29 protein-coding genes are annotated in these 17,917 nt (G+C 49.9%); 25 read left to right on the top strand and 4 right to left on the bottom strand.

Annotated elements, in window-relative coordinates:
- The first annotated feature begins 5 nt into the window (after nt 1-5).
- From rplB to C9J03_RS04150, 25 genes are all read left to right on the top strand, one after another.
- Nucleotides 6-830 (top strand): 50S ribosomal protein L2, encoded by an 825-nt coding sequence (gene rplB, locus C9J03_RS04270; protein ID WP_039465426.1) that lies wholly within the window; start codon nt 6-8, stop codon nt 828-830.
- 20 nt (nt 831-850) lie between these two features.
- The gene (rpsS, locus tag C9J03_RS04265) at nt 851-1,129 is read left to right on the top strand and encodes a 30S ribosomal protein S19 (protein WP_007469141.1); all 279 of its coding nucleotides are present in this window, start codon (nt 851-853) and stop codon (nt 1,127-1,129) included.
- A 14-nt stretch (nt 1,130-1,143) separates the two neighbouring features.
- The gene (gene rplV, locus C9J03_RS04260) at nt 1,144-1,476 is read left to right on the top strand and encodes a 50S ribosomal protein L22 (protein WP_007469139.1); all 333 of its coding nucleotides are present in this window, start codon (nt 1,144-1,146) and stop codon (nt 1,474-1,476) included.
- Nucleotides 1,477-1,495: 19 nt separating this feature from the next.
- Complete coding sequence (rpsC, locus tag C9J03_RS04255) at nt 1,496-2,185, top strand: 30S ribosomal protein S3 (protein WP_039465420.1); 690 nt, start codon at nt 1,496-1,498, stop codon at nt 2,183-2,185.
- Between the two features lie 11 nt (nt 2,186-2,196).
- A complete protein-coding gene (rplP, locus tag C9J03_RS04250; protein ID WP_039465418.1) occupies nt 2,197-2,607 on the top strand; it encodes a 50S ribosomal protein L16 in 411 nt (136 codons plus the stop codon).
- Nucleotides 2,607-2,798, top strand: coding sequence for a 50S ribosomal protein L29 (rpmC, locus tag C9J03_RS04245; protein ID WP_007469134.1), 192 nt, complete (start codon nt 2,607-2,609; stop codon nt 2,796-2,798). Before rplP ends, rpmC begins: the two co-directional genes overlap by 1 nt.
- A complete protein-coding gene (gene rpsQ, locus C9J03_RS04240) occupies nt 2,798-3,052 on the top strand; it encodes a 30S ribosomal protein S17 (protein ID WP_039465415.1) in 255 nt (84 codons plus the stop codon). Before rpmC ends, rpsQ begins: the two co-directional genes overlap by 1 nt.
- A gap of 164 nt (nt 3,053-3,216) precedes the next feature.
- A complete protein-coding gene (gene rplN, locus C9J03_RS04235; RefSeq protein ID WP_004410450.1) occupies nt 3,217-3,588 on the top strand; it encodes a 50S ribosomal protein L14 in 372 nt (123 codons plus the stop codon).
- Between the two features lie 12 nt (nt 3,589-3,600).
- Nucleotides 3,601-3,912, top strand: a complete 312-nt coding sequence (gene rplX / locus C9J03_RS04230; RefSeq protein WP_039465411.1) for a 50S ribosomal protein L24 — start codon at nt 3,601-3,603, stop codon at nt 3,910-3,912.
- Nucleotides 3,913-3,928: 16 nt separating this feature from the next.
- The gene (gene rplE, locus C9J03_RS04225; protein WP_039465408.1) at nt 3,929-4,468 is read left to right on the top strand and encodes a 50S ribosomal protein L5; all 540 of its coding nucleotides are present in this window, start codon (nt 3,929-3,931) and stop codon (nt 4,466-4,468) included.
- 15 nt (nt 4,469-4,483) lie between these two features.
- Nucleotides 4,484-4,789: a 30S ribosomal protein S14 gene (gene rpsN, locus C9J03_RS04220; protein WP_039465406.1), complete on the top strand. Its 306-nt coding sequence runs from the start codon at nt 4,484-4,486 to the stop codon at nt 4,787-4,789.
- Nucleotides 4,790-4,824: 35 nt separating this feature from the next.
- A complete protein-coding gene (gene rpsH / locus C9J03_RS04215; protein WP_039465402.1) occupies nt 4,825-5,217 on the top strand; it encodes a 30S ribosomal protein S8 in 393 nt (130 codons plus the stop codon).
- A 12-nt stretch (nt 5,218-5,229) separates the two neighbouring features.
- The gene (rplF, locus tag C9J03_RS04210; protein WP_039465398.1) at nt 5,230-5,763 is read left to right on the top strand and encodes a 50S ribosomal protein L6; all 534 of its coding nucleotides are present in this window, start codon (nt 5,230-5,232) and stop codon (nt 5,761-5,763) included.
- A 9-nt stretch (nt 5,764-5,772) separates the two neighbouring features.
- The gene (gene rplR / locus C9J03_RS04205) at nt 5,773-6,126 is read left to right on the top strand and encodes a 50S ribosomal protein L18 (RefSeq protein ID WP_039465396.1); all 354 of its coding nucleotides are present in this window, start codon (nt 5,773-5,775) and stop codon (nt 6,124-6,126) included.
- Nucleotides 6,127-6,138: 12 nt separating this feature from the next.
- Nucleotides 6,139-6,636, top strand: a complete 498-nt coding sequence (gene rpsE / locus C9J03_RS04200; protein ID WP_039465392.1) for a 30S ribosomal protein S5 — start codon at nt 6,139-6,141, stop codon at nt 6,634-6,636.
- Nucleotides 6,637-6,641: 5 nt separating this feature from the next.
- Nucleotides 6,642-6,821, top strand: a complete 180-nt coding sequence (gene rpmD, locus C9J03_RS04195) for a 50S ribosomal protein L30 (RefSeq protein ID WP_007469101.1) — start codon at nt 6,642-6,644, stop codon at nt 6,819-6,821.
- Nucleotides 6,822-6,826: 5 nt separating this feature from the next.
- Nucleotides 6,827-7,261, top strand: a complete 435-nt coding sequence (gene rplO / locus C9J03_RS04190) for a 50S ribosomal protein L15 (protein WP_039465388.1) — start codon at nt 6,827-6,829, stop codon at nt 7,259-7,261.
- Nucleotides 7,262-7,283: 22 nt separating this feature from the next.
- Nucleotides 7,284-8,609, top strand: a complete 1,326-nt coding sequence (gene secY, locus C9J03_RS04185) for a preprotein translocase subunit SecY (protein ID WP_039465384.1) — start codon at nt 7,284-7,286, stop codon at nt 8,607-8,609.
- 23 nt (nt 8,610-8,632) lie between these two features.
- Nucleotides 8,633-8,746: a 50S ribosomal protein L36 gene (gene rpmJ, locus C9J03_RS04180; RefSeq protein ID WP_000868186.1), complete on the top strand. Its 114-nt coding sequence runs from the start codon at nt 8,633-8,635 to the stop codon at nt 8,744-8,746.
- 145 nt (nt 8,747-8,891) lie between these two features.
- Complete coding sequence (gene rpsM / locus C9J03_RS04175; RefSeq protein WP_036817714.1) at nt 8,892-9,248, top strand: 30S ribosomal protein S13; 357 nt, start codon at nt 8,892-8,894, stop codon at nt 9,246-9,248.
- 17 nt (nt 9,249-9,265) lie between these two features.
- The gene (rpsK, locus tag C9J03_RS04170) at nt 9,266-9,655 is read left to right on the top strand and encodes a 30S ribosomal protein S11 (protein ID WP_036817716.1); all 390 of its coding nucleotides are present in this window, start codon (nt 9,266-9,268) and stop codon (nt 9,653-9,655) included.
- Between the two features lie 32 nt (nt 9,656-9,687).
- Complete coding sequence (rpsD, locus tag C9J03_RS04165; RefSeq protein ID WP_039465382.1) at nt 9,688-10,308, top strand: 30S ribosomal protein S4; 621 nt, start codon at nt 9,688-9,690, stop codon at nt 10,306-10,308.
- Nucleotides 10,309-10,331: 23 nt separating this feature from the next.
- Nucleotides 10,332-11,321, top strand: coding sequence for a DNA-directed RNA polymerase subunit alpha (locus tag C9J03_RS04160; RefSeq protein ID WP_039465380.1), 990 nt, complete (start codon nt 10,332-10,334; stop codon nt 11,319-11,321).
- 33 nt (nt 11,322-11,354) lie between these two features.
- Nucleotides 11,355-11,741: a 50S ribosomal protein L17 gene (gene rplQ / locus C9J03_RS04155; RefSeq protein ID WP_007468807.1), complete on the top strand. Its 387-nt coding sequence runs from the start codon at nt 11,355-11,357 to the stop codon at nt 11,739-11,741.
- Nucleotides 11,742-11,834: 93 nt separating this feature from the next.
- A complete protein-coding gene (locus C9J03_RS04150; protein WP_039465377.1) occupies nt 11,835-12,815 on the top strand; it encodes a glycosyltransferase family 4 protein in 981 nt (326 codons plus the stop codon).
- A gap of 34 nt (nt 12,816-12,849) precedes the next feature.
- On the opposite strand, the gene C9J03_RS04145 is transcribed toward C9J03_RS04150, so the two are convergent.
- Genes C9J03_RS04145 through C9J03_RS04130 form a run of 4 tightly spaced genes read right to left on the bottom strand, consistent with a single transcriptional unit; the run spans nt 12,850 to nt 17,917 of the window.
- Entirely contained in the window at nt 12,850-14,322 is a 1,473-nt protein-coding gene (locus C9J03_RS04145; RefSeq protein WP_039465375.1) for a response regulator, read from the bottom strand.
- A gap of 27 nt (nt 14,323-14,349) precedes the next feature.
- On the bottom strand, nt 14,350-15,042 hold the full coding sequence (locus C9J03_RS04140; RefSeq protein ID WP_039465373.1) for a P-loop NTPase family protein: 693 nt from the start codon (nt 15,040-15,042) through the stop codon (nt 14,350-14,352).
- Nucleotides 15,039-17,126: an SLBB domain-containing protein gene (locus C9J03_RS04135; RefSeq protein ID WP_044622389.1), complete on the bottom strand. Its 2,088-nt coding sequence runs from the start codon at nt 17,124-17,126 to the stop codon at nt 15,039-15,041. The genes C9J03_RS04140 and C9J03_RS04135 overlap by 4 nt, the downstream gene beginning before the upstream one ends.
- Nucleotides 17,123-17,917: an OmpA family protein gene (locus tag C9J03_RS04130; RefSeq protein WP_039465369.1), complete on the bottom strand. Its 795-nt coding sequence runs from the start codon at nt 17,915-17,917 to the stop codon at nt 17,123-17,125. The genes C9J03_RS04135 and C9J03_RS04130 overlap by 4 nt, the downstream gene beginning before the upstream one ends.

Raw genomic sequence — 17,917 nt, 5'->3', positions numbered from 1 at the left:
GAAGAATGGCTATTGTAAAATGTAAGCCGACTTCCCCAGGTCGTCGCCACGTAGTTAAAGTGGTTAACTCTGACCTGCATAAGGGTAAGCCGTACGCACCACTACTAGAGAAAAAATCTAAGTCTGGTGGTCGTAACAACAACGGTCGTATTACAGTACGTCACATCGGTGGTGGTAACAAGAATGCTTACCGTATCATCGATTTCAAACGTACTAAAGACGGTATCCCAGCGAAAGTTGAGCGTCTTGAATACGATCCAAACCGTAGCGCAAACATCGCTCTAGTTCTGTACGCAGACGGTGAGCGCCGCTACATCATCGCACCTAAAGGTCTTCAGGCTGGTGACACTATCCAGTCTGGCGCAGATGCTGCTATCAAAGTTGGTAACACTCTACCAATGCGCAACATCCCAGTAGGTTCAACAGTACACTGTGTTGAACTTAAGCCTGGTAAAGGTGCTCAGCTGGCTCGTTCAGCTGGTGCATACGCTCAGATCGTTGCACGTGCAGGCACTTACGTGACTCTACGTCTACGCTCTGGTGAGATGCGTAAAGTTCTTGCTGAAGGTCGTGCGACTCTAGGTGAAGTTGGTAACGCAGAACACATGCTACGTGAGCTAGGTAAAGCTGGTGCTTCACGCTGGCGCGGTGTTCGCCCAACAGTACGTGGTGTTGTAATGAACCCAGTAGACCACCCACACGGTGGTGGTGAAGGCCGTACTTCTGGTGGTCGTCACCCAGTTACACCTTGGGGTGTTCCTACTAAGGGTTACAAGACTCGTAAGAACAAGCGTACCGACAAGTACATCGTACGTCGTCGTAACAAGTAATTTATATCAGAGGATAAGCCATGCCACGTTCTCTCAAGAAAGGTCCTTTTATTGACCTGCACTTGCTGAAGAAGGTAGAGAAAGCGGTGGAAAGCGGTGACAAGAAGCCTGTTAAGACTTGGTCCCGTCGCTCAATGATCATCCCTCAGATGATCGGTTTGACCATCGCTGTCCATAATGGTCGTCAGCACGTTCCTGTTTTCGTTTCTGAAGAAATGATCGGTCACAAGCTAGGCGAATTTGCACCAACACGCACTTACCGCGGCCACGCTGCGGATAAGAAAGCTAAGAAGCGCTAAGAGGAGTATAGGTAATGGAAGCTATCGCTAAACATCGCTTTGCTCGCATCTCACCGCAGAAAGCTCGTTTGGTTGCAGATCAACTGCGCGGTAAGCCAGTTGCTCAAGCTCTAGAAATTCTACAGTTCAGCAACAAAAAAGCTGCTGATCTAATCAAGAAAGTTCTAGAGTCAGCTATCGCTAACGCAGAACACAACGAAGGCGCAGATATTGATGATCTATCAGTAGCTAAAATCTTCGTTGACGAAGGTCCTACCATGAAGCGTATTATGCCTCGTGCTAAAGGCCGTGCCGATCGCATCTTGAAGCGTTCTAGCCACATCACTGTTGTTGTAGCAGACCGCTAAGAGACTAGGAGAGAAAGCAATGGGTCAAAAAGTACATCCTAATGGTATTCGTCTTGGCATCGTTAAGCCATGGAATACCACTTGGTTTGCTAACAGCCAAGAGTTCGCTGACAACCTAGACGGCGACTTCAAGGTACGTCAGTTCCTTACTAAGGAACTTTCAAAAGCGTCTCTATCACGCATCGTTATCGAGCGTCCTGCTAAGAGCATCCGTGTGACTATCCACACTGCTCGTCCAGGCGTTGTTATCGGTAAGAAAGGTGAAGACGTAGAAAAACTACGCGCTCGCGTTGCTAAGATCGCTGGTGTTCCAGCTCAGATCAACATCGCTGAAGTACGTAAGCCTGAGCTAGACGGTCAGCTAGTTGCAGACAGCATCGCGTCTCAGCTAGAGCGTCGTGTTATGTTCCGTCGCGCTATGAAGCGTGCAGTTCAGAACGCTATGCGTCTTGGCGCTAAAGGTATCAAGGTAGAAGTAAGCGGTCGTCTAGGCGGCGCTGAAATCGCACGTTCTGAGTGGTACCGTGAAGGTCGTGTACCTCTACACACTCTACGTGCTGACATTGATTACGCAACTTCTTCGGCTCACACCCAGTACGGTGTAATTGGCGTTAAAGTTTGGATCTTCAAAGGTGAAGTTCTAGGCGGCATGCCAGTAGAAGAGCCAAAGGCTGACAAGCCTAAGAAGCAGCGCAAAGGCCGTAAATAAGGAGTTTATTGATGCTGCAACCTAAACGCACTAAATTCCGCAAGACCCACAAGGGTCGTAACCGCGGTCTAGCGAACGGTACTGACGTAAGCTTCGGTACATTTGGTCTTAAAGCAGTTGGCCGTGGCCGTATTACTGCTCGCCAGATCGAAGCAGCTCGTCGTGCGATGACTCGTCACATCAAACGTCAGGGCCAAATCTGGATTCGTATCTTCCCAGACAAACCAATTACATCTAAGCCTCTTGAAGTTCGTCAAGGTAAAGGTAAAGGTAACGTTGAATACTGGGTAGCTCAAATCCAACCTGGTAAAGTTCTGTACGAGATGGATGGTGTTCCTGAAGCGCTAGCACGTGAAGCATTCAACCTTGCTGCACGTAAGCTACCAATCAAGACAACATTCGTAACTAAGGCGGTGATGTGATGAACGCACAAGATCTGCGCGCTAAAAGCGTTGAAGAACTGAATGCTGAGCTTGTGAACCTACTGCGCGAGCAGTTCAACCTGCGCATGCAGGCTGCAACTGGTCAGCTACAGCAGACTCACACTCTAAAAGCAGTACGTCGCGATATCGCACGTGTTAAAACCGTTCTGACAGAGAAGGCTGGCGCATAATGAGCGATAAAATTCGTACTCAGCTTGGTCGCGTAATCAGCGACAAGATGGACAAGTCTATCGTTGTTGCTATCGAGCGTAAGGTGAAACACCCAATCTACGGTAAGTACATCACTCGCACGACTAAGCTTCACGCACACGACGAGAACAACGAGTGTGGCCTAGGCGACACTGTTGAGATTCGTGAGTGCCGTCCACTGTCTAAGACTAAGTCTTGGACTCTGGTACGCGTAGTAGAAAAAGCTCGCATCTAAGCGAACTTAACTACGATATAACAGAGCGGCCCCGAAAATATTTTGGGGCCGTTCATTTTTTGTCTACCCAACGGTCGAAAAGAGTGTTATCATTCGCCGCCTTTGAAGAAAAGGCAAATCGACCCGTGATGGGTCTAGATGTTTAAAATTAGCGGAGCACTAACATGATCCAAATGCAAAGTATGCTTGACGCAGCGGATAACTCCGGCGCTCGTAGCGTAATGTGTATTAAGGTTCTGGGTGGTTCACACCGTCGCTATGCACATATCGGTGATGTCATCAAGGTTACTGTTAAGGAAGCGATTCCTCGCGGTAAAGTTAAGAAAGGTGACGTTCTGAAAGCGGTGGTTGTGCGCACTCGTAAAGGCGTACGTCGTCCAGACGGCTCTGTCATTCGCTTTGACCGTAACGCTTGCGTATTGTTGAACGACAACACTGAGCAACCAATCGGTACTCGTATCTTCGGCCCTGTGACTCGTGAGCTTCGTGGCGATAAGTTCATGAAGATCGTTTCACTAGCGCCTGAAGTACTGTAAGGAGCGACTAAAATGGCAGCTAAAATCCGTCGTAACGACGAAGTTATCGTTCTTACTGGTAAAGACAAAGGTAAGAAAGGTAAAGTAACTAAGGTTCTAGCAACCGGTAAAGTAATCGTTGAAGGTATCAACCTTGTTAAGAAGCACCAGAAGCCAGTACCGGCTATGGGCATCCAAGGTGGCATCGTTGAAAAAGAAGCTGCAATCGACGCTTCTAACGTTGCAATCGTTAACGGTGAAGGTAAAGCGGACCGTGTAGGCTTCCGATTTGAAGACGGCAAAAAAGTTCGTTTCTTCAAGTCGACTGGCGAAACTATCAAGTAATTTTTGGAGTAGTACTATGGCGAAACTGCATGATTACTACAAAGAGACTATTGTAAAAGAGCTTGCTGACAAGTTCGAATACAAGAGCATCATGCAAGTCCCAAGGATCGAAAAAATCACACTTAACATGGGTGTGGGTGACGCGATCAACGACAAGAAGCTTCTAGAGAATGCTGCTGCTGACATGACTGCAATCGCAGGTCAGAAGCCGCTAATCACTAAAGCTCGTAAGTCTGTTGCTGGCTTTAAGATCCGTGAGGGCTACCCTATTGGCTGTAAAGTAACTCTACGTGGCGAACGTATGTGGGACTTTTTCGAGCGTCTAATCTCAATTGCTGTACCTCGTATTCGCGATTTCCGTGGTCTAAACCCGAAATCATTCGATGGTCGTGGTAACTACAGCATGGGCGTTCGTGAGCAGATTATCTTCCCAGAAATCGATTACGATAAAGTAGATCGTGTACGTGGTCTTGACATCACTATCACTACTACTGCGAATTCTGACGAAGAAGCTCGTGCTCTGCTGTCTGCTTTTAACTTCCCATTCCGTAAGTAAAAGTAAGGGTTACTAATGGCTAAAGAATCAATGAAGGCACGCGAAGCTAAACGTGCCAAGCTAGTAGCTAAGTTCGCTGAGAAGCGTGCTGCGCTAAAAGCTCTAATTAGCGACGTGAATGCGTCTGAAGAAGATCGCTGGAATGCAGTGCTTAAGCTTCAGTCACTACCACGTGATTCTGCGAAGTCTCGTCAGCGTAACCGCTGTAACCAGACTGGACGTCCACACGGCTACCTACGTAAGTTTGGTCTATGCCGTATCAAGGTTCGTGAAGCTTGCATGAAAGGCGAGATTCCGGGTCTGCGTAAAGCAAGCTGGTAATTTTTTACCATATTAGAATCACGGAGTATTGACTTATGAGCATGCAAGATCCGATTTCGGATATGCTGACCCGCATTCGTAACGGTCAGGCAGCGAAAAAAGTTGCTGTTAAAATGCCATCTTCTAAGCTGAAAGTTGCAATCGCTGCACTGCTTAAAGAAGAAGGTTACGTGGCTGACTACACCATCTCTGGTGAAGTTAAGCCTGAGCTAGAAGTTACTCTTAAGTACTTCGAAGCTAACCCAGTTATCGAGCAAATCCAACGTGTATCACGTCCTGGTCTGCGCATCTACAAGAAGAAAGATGCACTTCCATCAGTGATGGGTGGCCTTGGTATTGCTGTTGTTTCCACTTCCAAGGGTCTGATGACCGACCGCGCTGCACGCAAAGCGGGTCTTGGCGGTGAGATTATCTGCTACGTAGCATAATAGGAGTAGGAAATGTCTCGTGTTGCAAAAGCACCAGTAGTTATTCCTGCCGGCGTAGAAGTTAAGCTTAACGGTCAGGAAATCACTGTTAAAGGTGGTAAAGGCGAACTAACTCGCGTTATCCACGAAGCAGTTGTTCTTTCCCAGGAAGAGAACGCTATCACTTTCGGTCCTCGCGAAGGTTTCGAGAAAGCTTGGGCACAGGCAGGTACTGCACGTGCACTAGTTAACAACATGGTTGTTGGTGTTACTGAAGGTTACACCAAGAAGCTTACTCTTAAGGGTGTAGGTTACCGTGCTGCTATCAAAGGCAACGCAGTAGCTCTAACTCTTGGCTTCTCTCACCCAGTTGAGCACGAACTTCCAGCAGGTATCAAAGCTGAATGTCCTTCACAAACTGAAATCGTACTAACAGGTACTGATAAGCAGGTTGTTGGTCAGGTAGCTGCTGATATTCGCGCTTACCGTAGCCCTGAGCCTTACAAAGGTAAAGGTGTTCGTTACGCCGATGAAATCGTGCGTACTAAAGAAGCTAAGAAGAAGTAAGGTAACACTATGGATAAGAAAGCATCTCGTATCCGTCGTGCGACCCGTGCACGTCGTAAGATTGCTGAACTGGGTGCAACTCGCCTAGTTGTACACCGTACTCCACGTCACGTGTACGCTCAGGTTATCGCACCAAATGGTTCTGAGGTAATCGCAGCCGCTTCTACAGTAGAAAAAGCGATCCGTGAGTCGGTTAAGAGTACTGGTAACAAAGACGCTGCTGCAGCTGTAGGTAAAGCTATTGCTGAGCGCGCGATTGAAAAAGGCATCTCTACAGTTGCATTCGATCGTTCTGGTTTCCAATACCACGGCCGTGTAGCTGCACTAGCAGAAGCTGCTCGTGAAGCTGGTCTGAAATTCTAAGGTAGGCGGAAGATGGCTAACGAAAAAACACAATCAGATTTGCATGAAAAGCTGATCGCTGTTAACCGTGTATCTAAGACGGTTAAAGGTGGTCGTATTTTCAGCTTTACTGCACTAACTGTAGTTGGTGACGGTAACGGTCGCGTTGGTTTCGGTTACGGCAAGGCACGTGAAGTTCCTGCTGCGATCCAGAAAGCGATGGAAAAAGCACGTCGCAACATGGTTAATGTTGCCCTAAACGAAGGTACTCTTCACCACGCTGTTAAAGGCCGCCACACTGGTTCTAAAGTGTACATGCAGCCTGCATCAGAAGGTACTGGTATCATCGCCGGTGGTGCAATGCGTGCAGTGCTAGAAGTTGCGGGTGTTCGCAACGTACTAGCTAAAGCATACGGCTCTACAAACCCAATCAACATCGTTCGCGCGACAATTGACGGTTTGAGTGGCATGAACTCTCCAGAAATGATCGCTGCGAAGCGTGGTCTTTCTGTTAAAGAAATTCTGGAGTAATTGACATGGCTAAGACTATTAAAGTTACGCAGACCAAGAGCTCTATCGGCCGTCTGCCTAAGCACAAAGCTACTTTGCGTGGCCTAGGCCTTCGTCGCATCAACCACACTGTAGAACTTGAAGATACTCCGTGCGTACGCGGTATGATCAACAAGGTTATCTACATGGTTAAAGTTGAGGAGTAATCAGAATGCGTTTGAATACTCTATCACCGGCTGCGGGTTCTAAGCCTTCTGCGAAGCGCGTAGGCCGTGGTATCGGTTCAGGTCTGGGTAAAACTTGTGGCCGTGGTCACAAAGGTCAGAAATCACGTTCAGGTGGTTCTGTACGTCCAGGCTTCGAAGGCGGTCAAATGCCTTTGAAACAGCGTCTACCAAAATTCGGTTTTACTTCTCGTAAGAGCCTTGTAACAGCTGAAGTTCGTCTAGGTGAGCTAGCGAAAGTTGAAGGTGACGTAGTAAGCCTTGAAACTCTTAAGGCTGCGAACGTAATCACTAAGAACATCGAGTTCGTGAAAGTTGTACTTTCTGGTGAAATCGCTCGCGCTGTAACAGTTAAAGGTCTACGCGTGACTAAAGGCGCTAAAGCTGCTATCGAAGCTGCAGGCGGTAAAATCGAGGAATAATTAACTCGAGGATGAGGTACAGATGGCTAAACAACCAGGACAAGATTTTCGTAGCGCCCAAGGTGGCCTAGCAGAGCTTAAGACACGCCTATTATTCGTTTTAGGTGCTATCTTAATTTTCCGAGCAGGCTCTTTTGTGCCTATTCCTGGTATTGACGCTGCTGTACTTGCCGATCTGTTCGAACAGCAAAAGGGTACCATCATTGAACTGTTCAACATGTTCTCTGGTGGTGCACTTGAGCGTGCTTCCATTCTAGCACTGGGTATCATGCCGTATATCTCGGCATCGATCATTGTCCAGTTGCTGACGGTTGTTCACCCGGCTCTTGCCGAGTTGAAGAAGGAAGGGGAGTCTGGCCGTCGTAAGATTAGCCAGTACACCCGTTACGGCACGCTTGTTTTGGCAACCTTCCAAGCAATTGGTATTGCAACGGGGTTACCAAGTATGATCCCGGGTCTGGTTATTAACCCAGGCCTTGGATTCTACTTTGTTGCGGTTGTTAGTTTGGTTACCGGTACCATGTTCTTGATGTGGTTGGGTGAACAGATTACGGAGCGTGGCATAGGTAACGGTATATCTTTGATTATTTTCACTGGTATCGTTGCAGGTTTGCCGCCAGCTATTGGACAGACAGTGGAGCAAGCGCGTCAAGGTGAATTGCACGTACTTCTTCTACTATTAATTGCAGTGATCTCTTTCGCTGTTATTTACTTTGTAGTGTTCATGGAACGTGGTCAGCGCCGTATCGTCGTTAACTACGCCAAGCGTCAGCAGGGCCGTCGTGTCTTTGCTGCCCAGAGCACTCACTTGCCGTTGAAAATCAACATGGCAGGGGTAATTCCAGCGATTTTTGCATCAAGCATTATTCTGTTCCCGGGTACACTGGCTCAGTGGTTCGGTCAGAATGAGAACCTAGGTTGGCTAAGTGATATTTCACTGGCGCTAAGCCCAGGTCAGCCACTTTACGTGATGCTGTATGCTGCTGCGATTATTTTCTTCTGTTTCTTCTATACCGCGTTGGTGTTTAACCCTCGCGAGACAGCAGACAACTTGAAGAAGTCTGGTGCGTTCGTACCTGGTATTCGCCCGGGTGAGCAGACCGCGAAATATATAGATAAAGTGATGACTCGCCTGACATTGGCTGGCGCGTTGTATATTACCTTTATCTGTCTGATCCCCGAGTTTATGATGATTGCATGGAATGTCCGCTTCTATTTCGGCGGTACTTCACTACTAATCGTAGTTGTGGTCATTATGGACTTCATGGCTCAAGTTCAGACACATCTGATGTCTCAACAATATGAGTCTGTTTTGAAAAAGGCTAATCTTAAGGGCTCAGGCCGTTAAGATCCCATTTACGGAGTTTAGCAATGAAAGTTCGTGCTTCCGTTAAGAAAATCTGCCGTAACTGTAAAGTTATCAAGCGCAACGGTGTTGTGCGTGTAATTTGCAGTGAGCCAAAGCACAAACAGCGCCAAGGCTAATTAGCAGAAATATTTCTTGCAAATTGAAGGTAGGTTGGCTAAATTAGCCAACCAATCTTTTGTGTGTGCAAAAGAATTGTTCCACCGCTGCGTATCCTAAACGGGCTTTGCAGCGGTTATTCTTGAAAAGTACTAGGAGTGAATAGTGGCCCGTATTGCAGGCATTAACATTCCTGATCAAAAACATTCTGTAATCGCTCTTACTGCGATCTACGGCATCGGTAAGACTCGCTCAAAAGCTATCCTAGCTGAAGCGGGTATCGCTGAAGATGTTAAGATCAGTGAACTAACTGAAGAGCAGATCGATCTACTGCGTGATGGTGTAGCTAAGTACACTGTAGAAGGTGATCTACGTCGTGAAGTTTCCATGAACATCAAGCGTCTAATGGACCTTGGCTGTTACCGTGGTCTTCGTCATCGTCGCAGTCTACCACTACGTGGACAGCGTACTAAAACCAACGCACGTACCCGTAAGGGTCCGCGCAAGCCGATCAAAAAATAATCGGAAGGTAGAGTACAATGGCTAAACAACCAACTCGCGCTCGTAAGCGCGTACGTAAGCAAGTTGCTGATGGCGTTGCGCACATTCATGCTTCTTTCAACAACACAATCGTAACCATTACTGACCGTCAGGGTAACGCTCTATCTTGGGCTACTGCAGGTGGTTCTGGTTTCCGTGGTTCTCGTAAGTCTACTCCGTTCGCTGCACAGGTTGCTGCTGAGCGCGCTGGCGAAATGGCCAAAGAGTATGGCGTTAAGAACCTGGAAGTTATGGTTAAGGGCCCTGGTCCTGGTCGTGAGTCTACTATCCGCGCTCTAAACGCTGCGGGTTTCCGTATCACTAACATTGTTGATGCGACTCCGATCCCTCATAACGGTTGTCGTCCACCTAAGAAACGTCGCGTATAACGTTTCGTTTCTAGGAAAACTGGAGAAAGAACATGGCAAGATATTTGGGTCCTAAGCTGAAGCTTAGCCGTCGTGAAGGCACAGACTTGTTCCTTAAGTCTGGTGTACGCGCGATTGATACCAAGTGTAAAATTGACAATGCACCTGGTGTGCATGGTGCTCGTCGCGGTCGTCTATCTGACTACGGCGTACAGCTTCGTGAGAAGCAAAAAGTTCGTCGTACTTACGGCGTACTAGAGAAGCAATTCCGTAACTACTACAAAGAAGCTGCTCGCCTTAAAGGCAACACAGGTGAAAACCTGCTTCAGCTTCTTGAAGGTCGTCTAGATAACGTAGTTTACCGCATGGGTTTTGGTGCTACTCGCGCTGAAGCACGTCAGCTGGTAAGCCACAAAGCGATCCTAGTTAACGGTCAAGTCGTAAACGTTCCTTCTTTCAAGGTAGCGGCAAACGACGTTGTTAGCATTCGTGAGAAAGCTAAGAACCAAGCACGCATCAAAGCAGCTCTAGAAGTTGCTACTCAGCGTGAACTACCGACTTGGGTCGAAGTAGACAGCAGCAAACTAGAAGGTACTTTCAAGCGCCTTCCAGAACGTTCTGATTTGTCTGCCGACATCAACGAACACCTGATCGTCGAGCTTTACTCTAAGTAAGGCTATAGTTAAGAGAGGACACAATGCAGGGTTCTGTAACAGAATTTCTTAAGCCACGTCTTGTTGATATTGAACAAGTTAACACGACGCATGCAAAAGTAACTCTTGAGCCGCTAGAGCGTGGTTTCGGCCACACTCTTGGTAACGCTCTACGTCGTATTCTTCTATCTTCAATGCCGGGTTGTGCCGTAACTGAAGTAGAGATCGACGGTGTGTTACACGAGTACAGCACCAAAGAAGGAGTACAGGAAGACATCCTTGAAATCCTTCTAAACCTTAAAGGCCTAGCCGTTAAGGTTGAGGGTAAAGACGAAGTTATCCTTACTCTGAATAAATCTGGTGCAGGCCCTGTTGTTGCAGGTGACATCACCCACGACGGTGATGTTGAGATTGCGAACCCAGAGCACGTAATCTGCCACCTAACTGATGACAATGCTGATATCAGCATGCGCATCAAGGTAGAGCGTGGTCGTGGCTATGTACCAGCGTCAGCTCGTATTCACACTGAAGAAGACGAGCGTCCAATTGGTCGTCTGCTAGTTGATGCAACTTTCAGCCCAGTTGACCGTATCGCATACGCCGTTGAGGCAGCACGCGTAGAACAGCGTACTGACCTTGATAAGCTAGTTATCGATATGGAGACTAACGGTACTCTTGATCCTGAGGAAGCGATCCGTCGCGCAGCTACTATCCTAGCTGAGCAGCTGGATGCATTCGTAGATCTTCGTGATGTACGTGTTCCTGAAGAGAAAGAAGAGAAGCCGGAGTTCGATCCGATCCTACTGCGTCCTGTAGACGATCTTGAACTAACTGTTCGCTCTGCTAACTGTCTAAAAGCAGAAGCGATCCACTACATCGGTGATCTTGTTCAGCGTACTGAGGTTGAGCTTCTTAAGACTCCAAACCTTGGTAAGAAGTCTTTGACAGAAATCAAAGACGTGCTGGCATCACGTGGTCTGTCTCTAGGCATGCGCCTAGAAAACTGGCCGCCAGCATCTATTGCTGAAGATTAATAGTTACTGATATCTAGTTAGAAGGATTAGGTCATGCGCCATCGTAAGAGTGGTCGTCAACTCAACCGCAACAGCAGCCATCGCAAAGCGATGTTCAGCAACATGGCTGGCTCTCTGGTACGTCACGAACTTATCAAGACTACCCTGCCTAAGGCAAAAGAGCTGCGTCGCGTAATTGAGCCATTGATTACCCTAGCAAAGACTGACAGTGTTGCTAACCGTCGTCTTGCATTCGCACGTACTCGTGACAACGAAGTTGTTGCGAAACTATTTAACGAACTGGGTCCACGTTTTGCTCAGCGTCCAGGCGGTTACACTCGCATCATGAAATGCGGTTTCCGTGCTGGCGATAAAGCCCCTATGGCTTACATCGAGCTAGTAGACCGTCCTGAAGCTCAGGAAGAAGCTGCTGCTGAATAAGCACTAGCGCGTTAAATAAAAAGAGGCCGAGTCTTAGACTCGGCTTTTTTTTTGCATCTGTTTTATTACTCATAATGGTAAGGATGCGGATGTATGATTTATCTGATTGTCGACAGCTCGGGATTTGGCGGAATAGAGAGCCACATCCAGCAGTTAGCTATACTGCTTCAGTCCAAGCAGGCCGATCTTGAAGTTGTTTACCTCCAGCATTACCCTTCTCACCCGCAGTATACGGAGCTAGAGCAGCACCAAATTCCCTACCGTTTCCTTAGCGAGAGCTCTGTGACTTCTTTTTTCCGTCAGCTAAAGGCGGATGACATCGTCCATGCCCACGGCTACAAGGCCTCGGTCCTGTCCCGTTGCGGCCGGTTACTGGCTCCTTACCATTTGGTGACCACTTTCCATGCTGGCGAGGCGGTGTCAGGCAAGCTGGCCTTCTATGAGTGGCTCAACCGCTATACCTCAGCCTTTTCCTACAACCTTGCCGTCAGTGAAAAAATCAAAACAGACTTGCCATTTCGTTGCGAATTGCTGCGCAATTTTGTCCATTGCCAAAACGCTATCGATAGCCGAAGCCGCCATTCGACGCTGCAGGTTGGGTTTGTCGGCAGGTTAAGTCATGAAAAGGCCATCGATCGCTTTGTTTCTCTCAGCACACAACTACCGTATATCAGGTGCCACGTCTTTGGTGATGGCGACCAAGCTGGGATGCTGCAAGGTCGGCCTGTCATCTGGCACGGTGCCGTGCCTGCGATGGAACCCTATTGGCACCGGCTTGATGTCTTGCTTATTACCTCTCGGGCTGAAGGTATGCCTATGGCAGCCCTCGAAGCTATGGCGCACGGTGTCGTGGTGTTATCTACGGATGTGGGTGAAATGCCCACACTGTTGGATCAAGAGTGTTTGGTGGCCGAGGCGCACTGGCAGGATCTCGCTGCAAGGGTGAAAGATCTCGATAATGCCGGTGACGAAGCCTGGCAGCGGTTGTCAGAGCGGCAACACCAGCTAGTCAAAAAACATTACAGCGGTGAAGCGTGCTGGCAACAACTGGCACGGATCTATCGAATGGTATGATGGCTAATCGCTGCTATCTGCTACGCGCTGTATCTTAGGGGGAGCAGGTCAGGGTGAATAGAGCCCGGTCGTCTTCATGGTTTTGTGGAGTGCGTTGCCAGAGATACTGGTGGCGTTCGTTACTGGGCATCAGCACCATGTCCTGCCTTTCGCGTTCTGTCAGCACCGCTTCCAATAAACCATCGCTGTAGCCGTGCAGGCTATGGCCCTTATCCAGTTTCATGCGATATCCCCCAGACTGAGGCGATTCGAATAACCCTAACAATCCAGTAGACTGGTGAATATGATGGCATGAGCTAGCACAATGGATCGGCTTTGGCATTCCGGCGTTGTAGAGGGTGATGAGGTTGTCGGTAGCAAGGTGAAGGACCAGTAAGCACACCAAGTTATTTGCCTGAGCTTGATAGAGGTATTGGTTGAGGCGGCGGCAAAACTGCTCTGGGGTGATGTCCGGATCTTGGAGCAGTCCCAGGATCACCCCGTAGCTGATCCCGCCATTGGCTTTTGCGATGATGCCATGTCCCATCAGATCGCCGAGGATCACCATAGTGGAGCCATCTGGTCGCGGCTGATGAATAAAGAAATCACCACTGATCTCTGGTTCCCGGCTTAGCTGGAGCCTAAAGTTACCCAGGGTCAATGTCGTTGTGGTTGTCGCCTCGGCTCTAGGTATGGCGGTGTGCTCAAATTGTTGCAACAGGTTGTCTTCGAAGGCATTGAGTAAGTTGGTATGGCGTTTGAGGACCCGCTCTAATACTTGGAGTAGGCGCCACTTGTCGATCGGCTTGGATAGGAAATCATCGATTCCCGACAGGGTCACTGCCGACATTGTCTCAGAGACCGTATCTCCGGAGAGAAACACAAAAGGCAGCAGACGGTGGTGCCGGATGTTGGCGACTGAGCGGCGGAACTCCAGGCCGTTAATGTTCGGCATCCACAAGTCAGTGAGGACCAAGTCGCAGCGGTTGTTCTGCAGCCACCTCAGCGCATCGCCGGCATGGCTGAAAATCGACAACTGGTAATCTTGTTCGAGATAGCTTGTCAGCGTCGCGAGTTGGCTGCGGCTGTCATCAACAATAACGAGATGTTTTTGGGGCGATGGCTGGGGAAGAGTAAAGACAATCGTATTTTGCTCGGGGGTGATGTCGTAGCAAAAGTCCGGAAATATAGCCCTGATAATCGCTAACCCCATACCCGACTCAGCAGGTAGCTCCGGCAAATCTGCACTGGCGAGGTGTTGGGCTTGGGCTGGCCATGGTGAGCCATTGTCGGCAATGCTCAATCGATAGTGGCCGGTGCTTTTGCCGTAACTAATCGTGCAGTGCGTCGCAGCCACCTGCTGGTGATCAAGCAGGTTGGCACAGTACTCGCTGCAAACTAGCTTGATGTTCTGAATTAAGTCAGGGGCCAGCAGTAGCGCCTGGGCTTTTACGTCCAGCACCCGGCGTATATTGGCTATGTTTTCATAACTTAGCGCAAACTGGCGCTGGAACAAAACCTGATTCATCCCGATTGATCCTTAGTCGTAACTTGGCTATTGGTATTTTCCCTGTAGCAGCGGACTGTTTTGAAGGTAGTCGATAAGCAGGCATTTGAGGCTCTGGGGTAACCACCGTGCTTTCCCATTCAATACCCTGATGATCTCTTCGGCCAATGAGGGGTTGTACTGATCGTTGACCAAGGTTCCGAGTAAGCTGACATCGTTCTGGTCCAGTTTATGGATACAGGTCAGTAGCTCGCTCTCGGTTGTTTTTGCGGCGGCAAGACAGAGAATGGTGGCATCGCTGGCATGGCTGATCGTACCGATAGGTAAGTTACGCCAGTTGGTCTGGGTCAGGGTGCCGACATCGCATAGGATATAGTGGTAGCGTTGCTTCCAGCGCTCAATCGCTTGGCAAAAACTGTCGGGTTGACGCAAATCTAGCACTGTTTTCTCATCTCTCGGACGGGGCAGTAGTGTTAGCTGTTCGGTGAGCTGGAGCATGGCCTCGGCTTCCCCTTGTCCGTTGCTGTGCCAGGGCTTGGCGGTACACCCCTGGCCGGATCCGGTCAGATCCAGATCTATCAGCAGTACCTTATGATCTTCCGCGCAGCGGCGCGCCAGCCAGTTGCAGTGGGTTGAGGTGCCACATTGGCTTGAGGCGCCTGCCAGAGTGATCACTCTGGCGTGATGGCGATGGATTTGGTGGAAGAGTTGCTCATATTCGCCGCTAAGCCAAGGTTTCATAATGCTGCTCCTAGGGCGATCAGGGTAAAGATCCCCAGCACGTCACGCAGCCCTTTGCGCCATTGCTCGCCCACCGAGTCGTTGAGGTTGGGGACATAAACCGTATCGCCGGGACGAAGTAGGGGCAGGGGATAACGGGCCGGGTCGATGACATAGTCGCGTAGATTGAATGTCTGGGCTTGGTCGCCACAGCATGAGGTGTTGACGATCATGATTCGCTCGATATAGGCATTGTCTGAAGGGCCACCCGCTTCGGCCAGTAAATCGAGGATATTCATTTGGTTATTGAAGGCATAACGGCCGGGTTTGTTGACCGAGCCCATCAGTCTGACCACCTGCTCGGCTGGCTTGTCGAGCCAGTTGCCTTCCATTTTGGGAACATAAATAACATCCCCGGGAACCACTTCGGGCAGCAGGCTTTCATCTCCGGTCTCAAAATAGAGTGAGAGGTTGAGAGTCGTCACCCTTGCCGTGTTGCCGTTACGGTGGCTGATGCGGATCTGGCGTAGATCAGCGTCGCCATCGGGGCCGTCTGCGGCAGAGAGGATATCGAGAAAGCCCAGCTCTTTGTTGAAGGCATAGCGACCAGGGGCGCCGACCTGACCGAATACATAAATAGAGTCATCGGCAGATTGGCGTACCCAGCTCGACTTGTTGTCTGTCGGATCGTGGGGAAGCTCGTCAATAATGATGGTATCGCCTGCGGCTAGGCGGGGGAGTTGGCTGAAGCTTCCCCCTTGGGTGATAAAGCTCTCTAAGTCAAAGTAAACCACACTGTTTCCGGTTCCTGCTTGGTCACGCAGCAAGCGAATGTTGCTGAGGTTGGCCTGCTGCTTGGGCCCTCCTGCATGGGAGAGGACATCCAGTAGGCCCATACTGCTGTTCCACTCGAATCGACCGGGATTGTTGACCGCACCGATAATTTTGATCGCACGGTCATTGGTTATCTTGAGCCAGGACTTTTCGTTGAAGTCTATTTTTTCAGGAATAAAGATAACGTCGCCGGGAGCAATATCAGGCAATGGATATTGAGCCGGGTTTTGGGTATAGGTGACCAAGTTGATGCTGACCGGGATTCCCTCGCTACGAAGCAGTTTGATTTGGGTGGTATCGGCAAAGCGAGTCGGCCCGCCGGCGTTGGCGAGCACATCGACAAAGCCAGTAGCGGGGGAGCTTTCATAGGCTCCGGGTGCCTGGACCTCTCCCATAACGTAGACGGTTCGAGTGGTTGTGTTGATATCCTCAACTTCGATAGGAGCAAAGATGGTGGTACCCGGCTTGACGGGAGGAAGTTCGGTGGTAACCCCGGTATCTAAATAGGCTTTGAGATCGAAGAGGTAGGGGACGTTATCGGTGATCACCCTAATTTTGGTGACATCAGCATAGCGGGTGACGCCATCGGCACGCATTAGGGCATCGACAACGGTCATTCCGGGTTTGTAGCTGAAGGTTCCGGGATTTCGCAGTTCACCGAAGATGGTGATCCCTTGCTCTTCGTCGGCATCGCCCCCTTCCCTCAGTGAGGCCGCATCAAAATCGACTTCGACGTTTCCGAGCAGCGGTGAGGCCGGGACAAATATGGTATCACCCCCTTGCAAGGCTGGGAGCATGCCAGGATCGCCGCTGTCGAGATAGGCCTTGTAATTGAACAGTACGGAGCGGCCGTTGCGGATCAGCTTGAATTGATCCAGCTGGGCGCCAGGCCGGGCCCCTCCGGCGGTGGATATTGCCATCTGAACATTGGCGCCGGGCTTGAGCGAAATCATTCCGGGCTGCTCGACATAGCCGAGAACCTGCACCCGCAGGACTTGCTCGAGGATACTGAGCCTGAATTCGTCGAGGTTGCGGTACACGGTCCTGAGACGTTCTCGCAATTGCTGCTCGGCTTGCTGCTGGCTTAGCCCTGCAATGGGGACTAAGCCAACCTCAGGCAGCCTGATCTGGCCTTGATCGTCGATCGTGAAGGGTTCATTGAAATCGCGCTCTCCCGGCAGTTGGAGAAAGACTCGGTCCCCGGGGGTAAGGGGATCTCCCCTGGCCGGGGAGAATACGACAATGCATAGTATTAGCAGAAGCCATTTCATAGTGTACCCGGAGTTATCTGTTCGCGGACCGCATGCCAGTCACTGAGAGAGTATACCCGGTGTGGGGCACGGGTATGGTGATCGACCAGTACTCGGGCATCGACTTTACGATTGCTGAGCCGCTGAGTCTTAGAGCGGGGATCTTCAAACGATTCCTTTTTCCCGGCACTGGAAATCGAGATCTGATGGGCATCGACCCCTTGTTCGACAAGAAAGCGCCTAACTGTATCTGCCCGGCGCATTCCCAGCTGGTAGTTGGCTTGCTCTGTCCCGATGGTGTCGGTATGACCGGTCAGCTGGAGCTGCCAGTGTGGCTGGCGTTTCAGAATAGCAGCTGCACGACGCAATGCATTTTGGTAATCGGGCAGCAGCTCTATCCGGTTAAAGGCAAACTGGTTATCGACTCGCATCAATAGCAGCAGTTGCTCCTTGAGCTGTACTTCGCTGTGGCGGGGAGCTAAACATTCTGTGTGGTGTTCAAGCCAGTCCATCAGTCGCTGGGTCTTGGCAAGCTGGGTTTGATAGGCAAGCAGGGTGATGTCGGCGTCGTCTTTAAAGCCGGCTCTAGCTTCTTGGCTTGCCTGGTCATGGAGGTTTGCGAGCTGCTGGTATTGGGCAGGAATACACTGCCGGGCCCCCCGGATCGTTAGCAGCTGGAGTTCGAAACTATGGTGCTCAAGCTCATGCCATTGCTCAGTATCCGGAGGCGAATACGGGGTATCTCCGGTGGTGGGCCAGGTGGTGCAGCCACTGGCGAGCAGTATCATCAGCAAGTTTGGCAGTTTTCCCAT

It is taken from the genome of Photobacterium gaetbulicola (genome assembly GCF_003025515.1).
Classification (GTDB): Bacteria; Pseudomonadota; Gammaproteobacteria; order Enterobacterales; family Vibrionaceae; genus Photobacterium; species Photobacterium gaetbulicola.
Note: the sequence above shows the minus strand (reverse complement) of the source record. Positions and strands in the feature narration are given on the sequence as shown.